Below are 16,749 nucleotides of genomic sequence, written 5' to 3' on the forward strand. Positions count from 1 at the left end.
GTTTTCTTGACGCTCCTAGATGATGAGAGTAAAATGGACATGTCACATAATTGTAAGAAATACAAAAAAATTTTCAGGAGATGGCAGATTCGCCTAAACAGGTATCAAATTTATGACTTGCAAAGGCAGACTGAACCATCATTTTTAAAATCAGGGGGGTATCAAGGTGGCAGCAAATCAAGAGTTTTACTGGCGCAGACTGCATTCATTAGTTGGTGTAATTCCAGTCGGGATTTTTCTACTGCAGCATTTAGTCGTCAACAATTTCGCAACAAGGGGGCCCGATGCATTTAATAAAGCGGCTCACTTTATGGAAAGTCTTCCATTCCGTATAGGGCTGGAAGTGTTTATTATTTACTTGCCATTATTATTTCATGCTATTTACGGGCTTTATATCGCTTTTACAGCTAAAAACAATATTGGAAAATACAGTTATTTCCGGAACTGGATGTTTATGCTGCAGCGTGTATCTGGGGTAATTACCCTTATCTTCATTGCGTGGCATGTGTGGGAAACGCGGGTGGCGGCTGCATTTGGTGCTGAAGTAAACTTTAATATGATGGCAGATATTCTGTCCTCGCCATTTATGCTTGCTTTCTATGTGGCAGGGGTTGTTTCGACAATTTTCCACTTTGCAAACGGGCTTTGGTCATTTGCTGTTAGCTGGGGGCTTACTGTTACACCAAGATCACAGCTTATTGCGACCTACGTGACAATTGGTATCTTTTTGCTGCTTTCATTTGTAGGCCTCAATACCATTTTTGCATTTGTTTAATTTTATAATTCTAGCTTTATAGAAAGAAAGATTAAGTATTAAGGGAGTGAGTCACATTGAGTAAAGGAAAAATCATCGTAGTCGGCGGTGGACTGGCTGGCTTAATGGCAACAATAAAAGCTGCCGAAGCAGGAACTCCGGTAGAACTATTTTCACTTGTACCTGTAAAACGATCTCACTCTGTTTGTGCCCAGGGTGGTATTAATGGAGCTGTAAATACAAAGGGAGAGGGAGACTCTCCATGGGAGCACTTCGATGACACTGTTTATGGCGGAGACTTCCTTGCTAACCAGCCTCCAGTCAAGGCAATGACAGAAGCTGCGCCAGGAATTATTCATTTATTAGACCGAATGGGAGTTATGTTTAACCGTACTCCTGAAGGCCTTTTAGATTTCCGCAGGTTTGGCGGAACTCAGCATCACCGTACAGCATTTGCAGGTGCAACGACTGGCCAGCAGCTTTTATATGCGCTGGACGAACAAGTTAGACGCTATGAAGTTTCAGGCCTCGTAACTAAATTTGAGGGCTGGGAATTTCTAGGGACAATTGTAGATGATGAGGGAGTTTGTCGGGGAATTGTTGGGCAAAACTTAACATCAATGGAAATAGTATCCTTCCCTGCCGATGCGGTTATTTTGGCAACAGGTGGACCAGGAATTATTTTTGGGAAATCAACTAACTCTGTTATTAATACGGGATCAGCCGCGTCTATTGCATACCAGCAGGGTGCCTATTATGCGAATGGCGAGTTTATTCAGATTCACCCAACTGCCATTCCAGGAGACGATAAGCTGCGCCTGATGAGTGAGTCGGCTCGCGGAGAAGGCGGCCGTGTTTGGACATATAAGGATGGCAAGCCTTGGTACTTCCTTGAAGAGAAGTATCCTGCTTATGGAAACCTTGTACCGCGTGATATCGCTACGCGTGAAATATTTGATGTTTGTGTTGAGCAAAAGCTTGGAGTTAACGGCGAAAATATGGTTTTCCTCGACTTGTCTCATAAAGATCCAAAGGAACTCGATGTTAAGCTTGGCGGAATCATTGAAATTTATGAAAAGTTCATGGGGGATGACCCGAGAAAAGTTCCAATGAAGATTTTCCCTGCTGTTCATTATTCAATGGGCGGACTATGGGTTGACTATGATCAGATGACTAACATTCCTGGACTGTTTGCTGCTGGAGAATGTGATTATTCACAGCATGGAGGTAACCGCCTGGGAGCTAACTCTCTTTTATCCGCTATTTATGGTGGAATGGTTGCCGGACCGAATGCAATCCGCTACATTAGTGGACTTGAAAAGACCACAGAATCTGTTTCATCTTCTGTGTTTGACCGTCATGTTAAACTTGAAGAAGAGAAATGGAACAATATTATGTCATTAGATGGCGACGAAAATGCCTACGTTCTTCATAAAGAGTTAGGTGAGTGGATGACTGATAATGTGACTGTTGTCCGCCATAATGCAAAACTGTTAAAGACGGATGAAAAGATTGTTGAGCTTCTTGATAGATACAAGCGCATAAATATAAATGATACTGCTAAATGGAGCAACCAGGGTGCTGTATTCACAAGGCAGCTTCAAAATATGCTTCAGCTGGCAAGGGTAATAACAATTGGTGCTTATAATCGTAATGAAAGCCGTGGGGCGCATTACAAGCCAGAATTCCCTGATCGTAATGATGAAGAATTCTTGAAGACAACTATGGCTAAGTTTACGGGAGAATCTTCAGCGCCTCAATTCCATTACGATGAAGTTGATACAAGTTTAATTGCCCCACGTAAACGTGACTATTCTAAAAAGAAAGGGGAATAACAAGGTATGTCTGAAAAAAGAACAGTTCGATTTATAATTAGCCGTCAGGATAGCACTGAGTCAGCCCCTTACGAGGAAGAGTTTGAACTGGAATATCGCCCAAATATGAACGTTATCTCCGCTCTGATGGAGATTCGCCGTAATCCGGTAAATACAAAAGGTGAAAAGACAAGCCCAATTGCCTGGGATATGAACTGTCTTGAAGAAGTATGCGGGGCTTGTTCAATGATTATTAACGGTCGTCCACGTCAGTCTTGTACTGCATTAGTGGATAAGCTTGAACAGCCGATTCGCCTTGAGCCTATGAAAACATTCCCTGTGGTGCGTGACCTGCAGGTTGACCGCAGCAGAATGTTTGATTCTCTGAAACGCGTAAAAGCTTGGATCCCGATTGACGGAACCTACGACCTTGGTCCAGGACCAAGAATGCCTGAAAAGAAAAGGCAGTGGGCGTATGAGCTATCAAAATGTATGACATGCGGAGTGTGCTTAGAAGCTTGTCCGAATGTCAATAGCAAATCTGATTTTATTGGACCACAGGCTCTTTCTCAGGTGCGGTTGTTTAATTCTCACCCAACTGGTGATATGAATAAATCTGAGCGTTTAGAGACGATTATGGGAGATGGCGGACTTTCAAATTGTGGTAACTCACAAAACTGCGTTCAGTCTTGCCCGAAAGGCATTCCATTAACGACATCTATTGCAGCATTAAACCGTGATACAACAATTCAAGCGTTCCGCAGTTTCTTCGGAAGCGATCAGGCATAACAGCCTTCCTGAATTGTGTTTAATGCAATTGACTTATTAAAACCTCTTTTCCAGAATAGGAAAAGAGGTTTTTTCTATTACTTGAAAAGTTTAGTGTAATTGGTATCCTTTAAACACTAATTATACGGGCAGATTCAATCTCTGTTAAACGAAGAATAAAAGTGCTTCATCTTGCTAAATCAATTTAATATTACTATAATGAAAAAATGAATAGTGATTCACTTTTAAGCAGTAGGAGGAATTTGTAATGAGCAAGCTGAACTACATAGATGAAATAGTGGGCTGGGAAGAAGAATTTACTTTCTATCATCCTGTTAGTGTACGTTTTTCGGAAACGGATATGTTTGGGCATTTAAATAATACAGTGCCATTTGTTTACTTTGAAGAGGCAAGGATCGAGTATTTTAAGAGTCTAGGATTCATGCAAACTTGGCTTCAGCCTGAAAATGAAACAATTCCTGTTGTTGCTGACCTTCAATGTGATTTTTTAAAACAAGTGTTCTTTGGAGCAAACTTAAAAATATATGTTAAAGCAAATACAATTGGTAACTCCTCAGTTGATATCCACTATATGGGGAAGGGGAATGATGGAAAAATATATTTTACAGGCAGAGGAACGGTTGTTCAAATGTCAAAAAGGACAGGTAAAGGGTTTCCCTGGACGGACGAGATGAAAAATACAATGGCTAACAAAGTCAAAGCAAGAGCATAAAAGATCTCAAGAATTAAAATAAAATAACCTTCTCCTAAATGTTTGTCACTTCGTATCCTGCTTTTACATAGGATGTAATGACTAAATTTATACCCACCCCGCAGTTCACAGCTGGCGAAGGCAAGGAGGGTTACAATACTTGAAGGAGAATGAATATACTCACAAGCCGTTACTCACCAAACGAGAAAGAGAAGTGTTCGAACTGTTAGTACAAGATAAAACAACAAAGGATATCGCAGGTGAATTATTTATAAGCGAAAAGACGGTTCGGAATCATATTTCAAACGCTATGCAAAAACTTGGCGTTAAGGGGCGTTCACAAGCAGTTGTAGAGCTCCTTCGAATGGGAGAGCTAGAACTTTAATCTAGACCGGCCAACCTGAAAAGGAAGGCCGGTTAACACATTTTAGAAGCTATAATGGATCACCTGTCATTGATGGGTGTATTTCCTTCTTGAAATTTGTTCGAAAAAAGTAGAAAATAAGAACACTAGGTCGAAAGTTTTGGGACAAATTGATAGATTACCCTTGTCAGGGACAGGAGTTGATCCATAAATGAAGAATCAAGAGAAGGACAAATGTGCAGAAGAACTAGAACTCTTTGCAGATATTGAGAAAGATTTACGGTACATATCAGGAATCATTAAGCAAAAGGGCCGGGTTATATTAAGTAACTATACAATTACGCCTCCCCAGTTTCTCGCTCTTCAATGGCTTTTTGAAGATGGTGACATGACGATTGGTGAACTTTCCAATAAAATGTATTTGGCGTGCAGTACCACGACAGATCTTGTCGATAGAATGGAAAAGAACCAGCTCGTAGTTCGAGTCAAAGATCCGAATGATAGAAGAGTCGTCCGTATCCACCTTCTACAAGAGGGAGAACGGGTTATTGAAGAAGTGATTAAAAAAAGGCAAGTTTATTTACAGGAAGTTTTGAAGAATTTTTCTGCTAACGAAGTTCTGCTCTTACAAAATAGTTTAGCGAAATTACATCAAGAAATGCGAGAAGATTGAGGCGAGAAAGTTGATACAACCAATAGGCATTATTGATTCAGGCGTAGGCGGGCTTACCGTTGCCAAAGAAGTGATAAGGCAGCTGCCATATGAACAAATAATCTATCTTGGAGATACGGCGAGATGTCCATATGGTCCCAGACCAGCAGACGAAGTAAAAAGGTACACTTGGCAGATGACCCGTTTTTTGCTCGAAAAAGAGATAAAAATGCTGGTTATTGCATGCAATACAGCAACAGCCGTTGTGTTAGATGAGATAAGAGAGGCACTCCCAATACCTGTGCTTGGTGTGATCTATCCGGGAGCCCGTTCGGCTATCAAAGTTACAGGCAATTATCAGATCGGCGTTATTGGTACGGAAGGAACAATCAAAAGCAAAGCCTACGAAAAAGCGCTAAAGTCGATTAGCCGAGGCACGAGTGTTTTGGGTCTGGCTTGCCCGAAATTTGTTCCGCTGGTTGAAAGCAATGAGTACAGCGGAAAACTTGCTGAAAAAATTGTAGCAGAAACATTGGAACCTATAAAACAAAAAGAAATTGACACGCTGATTCTTGGGTGCACTCACTATCCTCTTCTAGAGCCTCTAATAAGGTCTTTTATGGGCCAAGCAGTCAATATAATCAGTTCAGGTGAAGAGACAGCCAGAGAGGTTAGTACCATTCTGTATCATAGCGAAATGTTGAATGAGATGGAACACGAACCTGCCCACGAATTTTATACAACAGGCTCTAAAGATTTATTCTCTAAAATAGCATCTCACTGGCTTGAACAGCCGATTGAACAAGTTAAAAAAATTAAGCTAGACCGGTAAGCTCCTTTCAAGGAGTTTCAGACCGCAGCCAACTCGAAGAATTTGAGTTTGGCTGCGGTCTTTTTTATTTAAAAATGAAGATAGAATAACCGGTGTGGTTAGATTCTTAGTGGACGCTTTCCGCGGGCGGGGCCGAGCCTTTTCCCTCGCTACGCTCAGTCCAGGGTCTTAAACGTCCATTCTTCCCGCCGCATCCTCCGCTCCAATCCATTTTATTAAACTTACTCAATAAATAAACCTTGGCATGGCTTTTTGAATGTGCGAATTACAGAATACCAAGTACTGCTTGCGCTGCAGGATGTGGCGCAGTTAGTCGGCCAGTTTGGTCGTTTCTTTCCACGTAGGATGCTTACGTAAATTCTAAGCGGGAAATCTGTAGTCTGCTCGGCTTTCTAGTAAAAAACTTTTCAAAGACGGTCTAATTTGAATAAAGGCTCGTATACATGTAGTACAAACTGTCTTTGGAGGGATGTATATGTCTAAAAATAAAAAAGTGCTGATTATTACTGCTGCTACAATGGCAGCCTCTGTATTTTTATCCGGCTGCGGCCTATTTGGAGGAGATGAGAAGAAAGAAATTGATCCTCCTCAAGATTTTACGTATGTTGATGAAGGGAATTCCGAAGTTACTGGACAGACTCCCGATCTAAAGGATGGTGAGGGTGGGGAGGAAGCATCAGAGAGTACCAGGATGACCGAATTATATTTGATCGATAAGAATGGCTATGTTGTTTCTCAAACAATGGGTCTTCCAAATTCAGAAGGTGTAGCTAAACAGGCGCTAGAATATCTTGTAGAGAACGGCCCAGTTACTGATATTCTCCCGAATGGCTTTAGGGCTGTGTTGCCTGCAGATACACAAATTTCAGTGAATATAAAGAATGGGACCGCTACTGTTGATTTTTCTAAAGAATTCCAAAATTATAAAGCCGAAGACGAAGAGAAAATTCTTCAGTCAATCACATGGACACTAACTCAGTTTGATACAATTAATAAGGTAAAAGTTCAAATGAATGGCCATGAATTGTCTGAAATGCCGGTAAGCGGCACTCCAATTGGTGAGGAGCTAAGCCGGGCAAATGGGATAAACATGACAACCGCTGATGTTGTTGATATTACGAACACTAGGCCGGTGACTGTGTATTATCTTGGCGGCAGTGAAGAGAATTACTACTATGTTCCTGTGACACTCCGAGTTTCCAATAAAGAAAAAGATAATATTACAGCAGCAGTCAATGAACTGATTCAAGGACCTGCCTTTACATCTGCTTTAGATACTGATTTCCTTCCAACTGTAAAATTGCTTGAAAAGCCCAAATTTGAAGATGGTAAAGTTACCTTGAATTTTAACGAATTTGTTTATGGGAGCTTTGAGGAAAAGGTTATCTCACAGCATGCTTTAAACTCTCTTGTTTTATCCTTAACAGAACAGGCTGGGGTAGAAAGTGTAACCGTCTTAGTTAATGGCAAGGCTGACATTGTAAACGAACAGGGGCAGCCTATAACAGAGCCGGTAATACGCCCGGAAAGAGTGAACACAGAAAATCTATAAATAGATTAAGCTGAACAAAAGCCTGTACGCGTGTTATACGATTCGTGGAATGAGATGGAAACCACAACGCATATGAATTTTCCGACACAATAAAGGAGAGGCGGGCATTTTGCCGTCTCTTCTTTATTGTTATACAATATGTATGTTTACATAGAAAAGATTTGTTTGTAAGTGTGACATTCCCCTAAGAACTTTTCGTTTTGGGCATTATAAGGAGGCTAATCAATTGCGAGTTGATGGCAGAGAAAGTCTGCAGTTAAGACGAGTACATATCGAAAGCGATTATTTAAAACATCCTGAAGGGTCAGTGTTAATTTCTGTTGGTGATACTAAAGTTATTTGTTCAGCCAGCATTGAAGACCGGGTTCCCCCGTTTATGAGAAACTCTGGAAAAGGTTGGATTACAGCAGAATATAGTATGCTCCCCAGAGCAACTGAACAAAGAAATATCCGGGAATCTTCAAAAGGCAAAGTGACAGGGCGTACCATGGAAATACAACGGTTGATTGGGCGTGCATTAAGAGCTGTCGTGGATTTGGATGCTATAGGCGAAAGAACCATCTGGATAGACTGTGATGTTATACAGGCTGACGGAGGAACTAGAACAGCTTCCATTACAGGGGCATTTGTAGCGATGGCTTTAGCATTAGATAAGCTTCATTCTGCAAAAAAAATCAAGAAAATCCCGATTACAGACTTTTTAGCCGCAACTAGTGTTGGAATCCTCGATAACAGTGAAGTTGTAGTTGATTTAAATTATGTAGAGGATTCTAGTGCCCATGTTGATATGAATATTGTTATGACTGGTAATGGGGAATTTGTTGAACTGCAGGGGACTGGCGAAGAGGCCACTTTCTCCTACCAGCAGCTTCAGGAATTGATAAAGGCTGCACAGGAAGGTTTACTTGAATTATTTGATATCCAAAAGCAGGCACTGGGCGAAGGGTTAGTAGAAGCCATTTTAAAAGCGAAAACGAATAGGAGCAGTTAGAATGAAAGAAGTTATTATAGCAACAACGAACCTAGGAAAAGCCAGGGAATTTGAACAGCTGTTACATTCAAAAGGGTACACTGTTAAAACACTGCAGGATTATCCGCAGCTAGAAGATGTAGAGGAGACTGGAAGCACGTTTGAAGAAAATGCCATTATTAAGGCAGAATCAGTTTCCAAGGCTCTTGGAGTCTTAGTTATTGCAGATGATTCCGGGTTGGAAATTGATGCACTTGGCGGCAGGCCAGGGGTATATTCGGCGAGGTACGCAGGTCCAAGCAAGAACGATGATGCAAATATAGATAAAGTCCTAGATGAGATGGAAGGGATTGATGAGTCTGAAAGGACAGCTCGGTTCCGGTGTGTCTTGGCAGTTGCCGCTCCATATGAGAAGCCTGTTACTTTCAGCGGGAAATGTGAAGGTCGAATCCTTTCTGAGCGCAGAGGAACACATGGATTCGGCTATGATCCGATATTTTATGTGATCAAAGAGGGAAGAGCGATGGCTGAGCTTGGTGCTGAGGAAAAAAACGCAATTAGCCATCGTGCCATGGCACTTAAGGAATTGGAAAAAGAACTTCATATATTCGATACAGATGGTAGGAACTCATGACAAAGGTTTTGATCGTTAGCGACAGCCATGGATCTGCTGCCGTTCTTCAGGAATTAAAAGAACGCCATGGAACCAGCACCGACTTATTCATACATTGTGGAGATTCAGAACTCCAGCCTACAGACGAAGCAATAGTTGGCTTTGTTGCTGTGAAAGGAAATTGTGACTATAAGGGTTCCTTTCCTGAAGATTTGGTGCAAGAAGCCGGCGGGAGACGAATTCTGATTACTCACGGCCACCTTTATTCAGTGAAAACATCTCTAAACAGTCTTTCCTATCGTGCAGCTGAAGTGGAAGCTGATATAGTTTGTTTCGGGCACTCGCATATTCTCGGAGCTGAACAAATTAATGGCAAGCTATTCATTAACCCTGGCAGTATTCTCCTTCCAAGAAGCAGGAGGGAAAAAACGTATGTAATTTTAACCTTGGAGAAGGATAGTGCCATTCTAGATGTTTTCGACTTCGATAATGGAGAGCTGCCCGAACTTAGGCAAATATTTCCCTTTTAATATTAGAGCAAATCTCGTATAATTATGTGAGGAGAGAGACTTTAACAGAGTTATTCTCCTCGCATTTAAAAATATTATATATATTGTTGACATTCAGTTATTAACTTAGTATAATAATACTTGTCGTTGAAAATGATAAACACAATGATGAAGGTGCCGATCATAAGTTAAATAATTATTATTTAGCTAAGAAGGTCTTCATAGAGTGTTTGAAAACTTCATACTTTTTAAAGTGTCCCAGTAGCTCAGCTGGATAGAGCAACGCCCTTCTAAGGCGTCGGTCGGGAGTTCGAATCTCTCCTGGGACGCCATTACACTACATATTACTCGCCACTTGCTGGCGAGTTTTTTTGCTTTCAAAAGCTCAAAGAAAAGTCCTCTCTTAGTATTATTCCCCTCCCACTTTACTCCCCACCTTTTATCGGAAGGCCAAGTTAAAGAATTTGCTACTGTGTTGAGTGTAGCGGAAGGTGCTAGACTCATCGAAATGCTTGGGCATTTCCTTCGTGCGGGTCTTACTCGAAGATGTTAAAAAAATGTCCTGAGGGAGGTCGGGTCCCGAAAGACACCGAAGGCGCTTTGCGACGAGGAGGCTCCCGGACTTGCCAGCGGAAAGAGAGCAACTGTAGCGGAGATTAACAGCCAATTTTAACAGAGCTAATTGCAAAGAGAATGTTTGAAAAGCTTGAGCCTGCTAAGATGCTTATATCCACATACGAAAGGTGCTTTTTGTTCCCTTCTTCTAATGGTTTTTTAGCTAGACTAAACTTGATCTGCAGATATAGGCAATGCTGATTAACATCAGAAAAAAACTTAAATTAATAATTCAAAAAAATTTTTTTATTCATGAATGTGAATAGATCAACATTGTAAGCGGATACAACCAATCCGACTAATTGGAATTATCAAATAATTCACAAAAACCGGTTGACGAAGGGGTAAAATGAGCGTAAGATAGTCCTCAAATATAAAAATTTCTTTAGGTGAAACCCTAATAGACGATAGATGTAAGGGAGCGAGGGCATAAACCTTCTTGTGAAAAATTAAAATTTTTTAACCCGTTATTTTATTGGTTTAAAGCGTTTAAAGATTAAAAAGGAGTGTTTCTTGTGCCCGATCAATGGATTTATTTAAACGGGGAGTATGTAACAAAGGAAAACGCGAAAATCTCTGTTTATGATCATGGATTTTTATACGGAGATGGGGTATTCGAAGGGATCCGGGTGTACAGCGGAAATATCTTTCGGATGGAAGAGCATATGGATCGGCTCTATAATTCAGCCAAATCAATTATGCTCAGCATTCCATATTCCAAGGATGAATTTACAGCTATTGTCGTTGAAACCGTTCAAAAGAACATGATTGAAGATGCTTATATTCGTATCGTGGTGTCTCGCGGAGTTGGAGACCTCGGTCTGGACCCGAAAAAATGCAAAATAGCGAATGTGGTGATCATCGTTGAACCACTAGCCATATTCCCTAAGGAACTATATGAAACTGGGCTGGAAATCGTGACAGTTGCAACACGGAGAAATCGTCCGGATGTTCTAAGCCCAAAAGTAAAAAGTTTAAATTACCTCAATAATGTACTGGTTAGAATTGAAGCGCATCTTGCTAATGTAAGCGAAGCCCTTATGCTAAATGATCAGGGCTATGTAGCAGAAGGCTCAGCTGACAATGTGTTTATCATTAAGGGTGATTGTTTTTATACCCCTCCAGGCTATGTTGGGGCCCTTGAAGGAATCACAAGGAATGCTGTGATTGAAATTGCAAAAGATCTGGGATATCAGGTAAAGGAAGAACCTTTTACAAGGCATGATGTTTACACGGCCGACGAAGTTTTCTTAACCGGAACAGCTGCTGAAGTTATTGCAGTTGTCAAAGTGGATGGAAGAACCATTGGTGAAGGCGAGCCAGGGGCACATACGAAAAGAATTTTGGAACAATTCAGAGAACGTGTTGTATCTGAAGGAGTTCAGGTTTATTCACAGGCAGCCTCGAACGTCAGCTAGACTGAAAAATCGATAATGTTAAAAGCAACGATGAGGACAAGTAATTTCGGGAAAAGGGATCTTCAGAGAGCCGGTGGTGCTGCGAACCGGTGATACCCGCTTTGAAATGAACTCACCTCTGAGTACTGGTTTGAAAAGCGATTAGTAGAACCGGTCGGGTGGATGCACCCGTTATCAAAACGGACAGCATAGCTGTCCATAAGTGCACGCTAATAGCGTGAAAAAGGGTGGTACCGTGGAACAGGCAAAAGAAGCCTTTTCATCCCTTGTCTTACGATTCAGTAGGCATGTGGAATGGAAAGGCTTTTTGTTTTGAAATTTTATTTACCAGGAGGGAACTAAATGTTGCAGGAAGCTGCTTTTACAGAGGCGAAGGCCAAAGCAAAGTCGATTAGCGGAGCGGAATTAATGTTGGAGGCTTTGGAGAAGGAAAACGTCGAAGTTATTTTCGGGTATCCCGGCGGTGCGGTTTTACCTATCTACGATAAGATTTATGATTCGAAAATACTTCATGTTCTTCCCCGGCATGAACAAGGGGGCATTCATGCAGCGGAAGGCTATGCGCGTATTAGTGGAAAACCAGGGGTTGTCATTGCTACATCTGGACCTGGTGCGACAAACGTAGTTACAGGGCTGACTGATGCAATGATGGATTCTTTACCTTTAGTTGTTTTTACTGGACAGGTAGCAACAGGTGTTATTGGAACAGATGCTTTTCAGGAAGCAGACATATTAGGGATTACAACACCCATTACAAAGTACAACTATCAGGTCAGAAACATAGAAGATATCCCGAGGATTGTTAAAGAAGCGTTTTATATCGCCTCAAGTGGAAGGCCCGGACCAGTCGTCATTGATATTCCTAAAGATATTGCAGCGACGATAACTGACACACCAGCAGAACAGGAGATGGATTTACCCGGTTACCAGCCAACAGTCGAGCCTAACTATCTCCAAATCAGGAAGCTGACAGAAGCGATAAGCAGAGCAAAGAAACCAGTGCTGCTCGCAGGGGCAGGAATCCTGCATGCAAAGGCTTCAGGGCTGCTAAAGGAATATGCTGAGCAGCAGCAGCTTCCAGTCGTGCATACGCTCCTTGGACTAGGAGGTTTCCCTGCGGAACACCCGCTCTTTCTAGGATTGGCAGGAATGCATGGGTGTTATACAGCCAATATGGCCCTTTACGAATGTGATCTTCTTGTTAATATTGGAGCCCGATTTGATGACCGGCTCACTGGAAATCTGCAGCATTTCGCACCAAACGCTATGATCGCCCATGTGGATATTGACCCGGCCGAAATAGGGAAGAACATTCCGACGCAGATTCCAGTTGTGGCCGACGCTGGTGAGGCTTTGAGCCAGCTGGTAAAACAGAATGGAAAACAGCCAGAGCATTCAGAATGGATGGAAAGACTCGACGGATGGAAAAAGGAATACCCATATTTCTATGATGAAGAAGCACCTAGCCTGAAGCCGCAAAAAGTAATGGAGCTTTTATATAAAAAGACAAATGGCGAGGCAATCGTGGTAACAGATGTTGGCCAGCATCAAATGTGGGCAGCACAGTATTACAAGTTCAGTAATGCGGACAGATGGGTTACATCAGGAGGCTTAGGAACGATGGGATTTGGCCTTCCAGCAAGCATTGGAGCTCAGCTAGCGGACCCTTCGGCATGTGTTATAGCTGTTGTTGGGGACGGAGGGTTTCAAATGTCCACCCAGGAGCTAGCCGTCATCAAAGAACTTAACCTGCCAATTAAAATCGCAGTTTTCAATAACATGGCACTAGGGATGGTACGGCAATGGCAGGAGATCTTCTATGATTCCCGCTATTCCCATAGCAAAATTCCAGTTCAGCCTTCTTTTGTAAAATTGGCTGATGCATACGATATTAAAGGGTATGTCATCAACAATAATGAGGAAGCCGAGAAAATACTTGATGAAGTATTAAACAACAATGAGCCGGTCTTGCTGGATTTTAGAATTGAGCCTAATGAAAATGTCTATCCAATGATAGCTCCAGGAAAAGGGATTCATGAGATGGTAGGAGTGAAGAAATGAAAAGAATAATTACACTCAGCGTACGTAATCGGCCAGGAGTACTGAACAGGATCACCAATTTGTTCTCAAAGCGAAATTACAATATTGAGAGCATATCGGTAGGCCCTACCGAGCTGGAAGGGGTTTCCAGAATTACCTGTGTAGTTCTGGTCGATAATGACAGAATTATTGAGCAGATCACCAAGCAGCTCAACAAGCAGATTGATGTGTTGAAAGTAGCTGACATAAGTGAGCAGTCTGTTGTAGCCCGGGAGCTAGCCTTGATTAAGGTAATGGCTCCACCGCAGGCTCGAAATGAAATCAACTCACTGATTGAACCGTTCAGAGCCTCGGTTATCGATATCGGCAAAGACAGCATGATTATTCAAATCACAGGCGAAACTGAAAAAGTAGAAGCATTTATCGAACTGGTTAAACCATATGGAATTAAAGAACTGGCACGAACAGGTACTACGGCATTTCCGCGTGGAACCCAACGTACCAATTCTTCTAAAACATATTCTATTGTTTAAATATAAAACTACTAAAATTAAGGGAGAGAAAAAACATGGCAAAAATGTATTATAACGGGGACGCAAACGACAATTATTTAGCAGGTAAAACAGTAGCTGTAATCGGATATGGATCTCAAGGGCATGCACATGCACTTAATATGAAAGAAAGCGGCGTAAATGTAGTAATCGGATTAAGAAAGGGAAATTCATGGAACAAAGCTGTAGAAGATGGATTCGATGTTTATTCTGTATCAGAAGCTTCAGCAAAAGCTGATGTTATCATGATCCTTTTACCAGATGAGCAGCAAACAAAGGTTTATAAAGAAGAAATTGAACCAAACGTAACAAATCAGGCATTAATGTTTGCTCATGGTTTCAACATTCATTTTCACCAAATCGTACCGCCTAAAACATCAGATGTCCTATTAGTAGCACCTAAGGGTCCAGGACACCTTGTAAGAAGAACATATCAGGAAGGCGCCGGTGTTCCAGCATTGTTCGCTGTCTATCAGGATGTGAGCGGAGAAGCGAGAGAACTAGCGCTTGCCTATGCAAAGGCGATTGGTTCACTAAGAGCTGGAGGGCTAGAAACTACGTTCAAAGAAGAAGCTGAAACAGATTTATTTGGAGAACAAGCTGTTTTATGCGGTGGTCTTACTTCTCTTGTAAAGGCTGGGTTTGAGACACTAGTTGAAGCGGGATATCAGCCAGAACTTGCATACTTTGAATGTTTGCATGAGCTGAAGTTAATCGTTGACCTAATGTATGAAGGTGGAATGGAAGGAATGAGATATTCCATTTCAGATACAGCTCAATGGGGTGACTTCGTCAGCGGCCCGCGTGTTGTAAATGATTCAGTGAAACAGGAAATGAAGGCTATCCTTAAAGATATTCAGGAAGGCAAATTTGCAAAAGGCTGGATCTTAGAAAACCAGGCGAATCGCCCTGTTTTCAATGCAATCAACGAAAGGGAGAGCCTGCATCAAATCGAAGTAGTAGGAAAAGAACTTCGTAAGATGATGCCTTTTGTTAATAAAGACAAACAGAAGGAAGTGGTTGCTGGTGCAAAGAGTTAAGATATTTGATACGACACTTAGAGACGGAGAACAATCAGCAGGAGTCAATTTAAATTTATCTGAAAAACTCGAAATTGCCAGACAGCTCGAAAAATTAAATGTCGATATAATTGAAGCTGGTTTCCCGGCTGCATCTAAAGGAGATTTCCTTTCAGTCCAGAAGGTAGCTGAAGCTATCAAGGGCTGTTCAGTTACAGGTTTAGCACGTTCTGTTTACTCAGATATAGACACAGCGTGGGAAGCATTGAAAAATGGGGCGGATCCACGCCTCCACTTATTTATTGCGACCTCACCTATTCATATGAAATATAAGCTGCGACAAACACCGCAAGAGGTAATAGAAACTGCTGTACAAACGGTAAAATATGCCAGCTCCAAGTTTCCAATCGTCCAATGGTCTGCAGAAGATGCATGTCGGACAGAATTGCCTTTCCTTGCTGAAATTATTGAGGAAGTCATTCAGGCAGGAGCAAGGGTTATTAATATTCCGGATACGGTCGGTTATATAACTCCTGAGGAGTATGGACAGATATTTCAATATTTAAAACAAAATGTTCCTTCTATTGATAAGGTTTCATTATCGACTCATTGCCATAATGACTTAGGTATGGCGATCGCAAACTCACTTGCAGCTGTACAAAATGGGGCTACCCAAGTTGAGGGGACGATCAATGGAATTGGGGAGAGAGCTGGAAACGCAGCACTTGAGGAATTTGCAGTAGCTCTTCAAATCAGAAAGGACTATTACCAAGCTGACACCAGAATGAAATTGGATGAAATCAGCCGGTCAAGCAGTCTGATCAGCAAGCTTACAGGTATGCCAGTACCAGCTAATAAAGCGATTGTCGGCAGAAATGCTTTTGCCCATGAATCAGGGATCCATCAGGATGGTGTATTAAAAGAAAAAACAACCTACGAAATCATTTCACCTCAACTGGTTGGCTATCAGACCAACAGCATGGTACTAGGAAAACACTCTGGCCGTCACGCTTTTAGAAATCGCTTGAGTGAAATTGGATTACATGTACCAGAAGAGGATATTTCAAGACTGTTTGCTGTCTTTAAAGATCTTGCAGATCGGAAAAAAGAGATGACTGATGAAGATATTACTGCAATTGTCCTGGAAGAAAAGCTATCAAAAGATCCTAGCTTTTATGAGTTTCTTTCCATCCAAGTACAGTACGGCACGAATCAAGTTCCAACTGCAACTGTCACTCTGTCAGGCCGGAATAATGAACTTATTCAGGAAGCTGCTACTGGAGCTGGAAGTATTGAAGCTCTGTACAATACACTGGAAAAGTGTATGGGTAAAGATAAAGCTAATCTCCTCGATTATAGAATCCAGTCGGTTGGGGCCGGCCGGGATGCTTTAGCGCAGGTATTCGTAAAGCTTCGGTATGCAGGGACAGAAACAAGCGGCAGAGGCCTGGCTCAAGATGTGCTGGAAGCGTCAGCGAAAGCTTATTTAAATGCTGTCAACCGTATTCTATATATGTATGAAAATGACAATTCAAAACTGCCTGTACATGGCTGATATTTTAATAG

General features: G+C 41.8%; 16 protein-coding genes, 1 tRNA gene and 1 other annotated feature. All 17 genes read left to right on the forward strand.

The genetic code is table 11. From position 1 onward, the window contains the following. Positions 1-166 precede the first annotated feature (166 nt). Positions 167-775: a succinate dehydrogenase/fumarate reductase transmembrane subunit gene (locus HRJ06_RS04750; protein ID WP_174729705.1), complete on the forward strand. Its 609-nt coding sequence runs from the start codon at positions 167-169 to the stop codon at positions 773-775. Positions 776-831: 56 nt separating this feature from the next. After that, positions 832-2,589 carry a succinate dehydrogenase flavoprotein subunit gene (gene sdhA / locus HRJ06_RS04755; RefSeq protein ID WP_174729708.1) on the forward strand — a complete coding sequence of 586 codons (1,758 nt, stop codon included), beginning with the start codon at positions 832-834 and terminating at the stop codon, positions 2,587-2,589. A gap of 6 nt (positions 2,590-2,595) precedes the next feature. Beyond that, positions 2,596-3,357, forward strand: a complete 762-nt coding sequence (sdhB, locus tag HRJ06_RS04760; RefSeq protein ID WP_174729711.1) for a succinate dehydrogenase iron-sulfur subunit — start codon at positions 2,596-2,598, stop codon at positions 3,355-3,357. A 247-nt stretch (positions 3,358-3,604) separates the two neighbouring features. After that, positions 3,605-4,069: an acyl-CoA thioesterase gene (locus HRJ06_RS04765; protein WP_174729714.1), complete on the forward strand. Its 465-nt coding sequence runs from the start codon at positions 3,605-3,607 to the stop codon at positions 4,067-4,069. Positions 4,070-4,208: 139 nt separating this feature from the next. Beyond that, positions 4,209-4,433, forward strand: a complete 225-nt coding sequence (locus tag HRJ06_RS04770) for a helix-turn-helix domain-containing protein (protein ID WP_174729717.1) — start codon at positions 4,209-4,211, stop codon at positions 4,431-4,433. A 190-nt stretch (positions 4,434-4,623) separates the two neighbouring features. After that, positions 4,624-5,085 (forward strand): MarR family winged helix-turn-helix transcriptional regulator, encoded by a 462-nt coding sequence (locus HRJ06_RS04775; protein ID WP_174729720.1) that lies wholly within the window; start codon positions 4,624-4,626, stop codon positions 5,083-5,085. A gap of 10 nt (positions 5,086-5,095) precedes the next feature. Next, on the forward strand, positions 5,096-5,896 hold the full coding sequence (gene racE / locus HRJ06_RS04780) for a glutamate racemase (protein ID WP_174729723.1): 801 nt from the start codon (positions 5,096-5,098) through the stop codon (positions 5,894-5,896). Between the two features lie 475 nt (positions 5,897-6,371). After that, positions 6,372-7,448, forward strand: a complete 1,077-nt coding sequence (locus tag HRJ06_RS04785; protein WP_174729726.1) for a GerMN domain-containing protein — start codon at positions 6,372-6,374, stop codon at positions 7,446-7,448. 226 nt (positions 7,449-7,674) lie between these two features. Continuing rightward, positions 7,675-8,439 carry a ribonuclease PH gene (gene rph / locus HRJ06_RS04790; protein WP_174729729.1) on the forward strand — a complete coding sequence of 255 codons (765 nt, stop codon included), beginning with the start codon at positions 7,675-7,677 and terminating at the stop codon, positions 8,437-8,439. Position 8,440: 1 nt separating this feature from the next. Then, positions 8,441-9,052, forward strand: a complete 612-nt coding sequence (locus HRJ06_RS04795) for an XTP/dITP diphosphatase (protein ID WP_174729732.1) — start codon at positions 8,441-8,443, stop codon at positions 9,050-9,052. Next, complete coding sequence (locus HRJ06_RS04800) at positions 9,049-9,561, forward strand: metallophosphoesterase (protein ID WP_174729735.1); 513 nt, start codon at positions 9,049-9,051, stop codon at positions 9,559-9,561. The genes HRJ06_RS04795 and HRJ06_RS04800 overlap by 4 nt, the downstream gene beginning before the upstream one ends. A gap of 234 nt (positions 9,562-9,795) precedes the next feature. Then, positions 9,796-9,872 (forward strand) — tRNA-Arg (locus tag HRJ06_RS04805). A 798-nt stretch (positions 9,873-10,670) separates the two neighbouring features. Continuing rightward, positions 10,671-11,573: a branched-chain-amino-acid transaminase gene (gene ilvE / locus HRJ06_RS04810; protein WP_174729738.1), complete on the forward strand. Its 903-nt coding sequence runs from the start codon at positions 10,671-10,673 to the stop codon at positions 11,571-11,573. An 18-nt stretch (positions 11,574-11,591) separates the two neighbouring features. Further along, positions 11,592-11,843 (forward strand) — a binding site (T-box leader). 72 nt (positions 11,844-11,915) lie between these two features. Next, positions 11,916-13,634, forward strand: coding sequence for an acetolactate synthase large subunit (gene ilvB / locus HRJ06_RS04815; protein WP_174729740.1), 1,719 nt, complete (start codon positions 11,916-11,918; stop codon positions 13,632-13,634). Beyond that, positions 13,631-14,146 (forward strand): acetolactate synthase small subunit, encoded by a 516-nt coding sequence (gene ilvN / locus HRJ06_RS04820; protein WP_174729743.1) that lies wholly within the window; start codon positions 13,631-13,633, stop codon positions 14,144-14,146. The genes ilvB and ilvN overlap by 4 nt, the downstream gene beginning before the upstream one ends. 35 nt (positions 14,147-14,181) lie before the next feature. Beyond that, the gene (ilvC, locus tag HRJ06_RS04825) at positions 14,182-15,204 is read left to right on the forward strand and encodes a ketol-acid reductoisomerase (protein WP_174729746.1); all 1,023 of its coding nucleotides are present in this window, start codon (positions 14,182-14,184) and stop codon (positions 15,202-15,204) included. Next, positions 15,191-16,738 carry a 2-isopropylmalate synthase gene (locus HRJ06_RS04830; RefSeq protein ID WP_174730232.1) on the forward strand — a complete coding sequence of 516 codons (1,548 nt, stop codon included), beginning with the start codon at positions 15,191-15,193 and terminating at the stop codon, positions 16,736-16,738. Before ilvC ends, HRJ06_RS04830 begins: the two co-directional genes overlap by 14 nt. Positions 16,739-16,749: the final 11 nt, after the last annotated feature.

This window comes from Mesobacillus harenae (genome assembly GCF_013343715.1).
Lineage (GTDB): Bacteria > Bacillota > Bacilli > Bacillales > Cytobacillaceae > Mesobacillus_A > Mesobacillus_A harenae.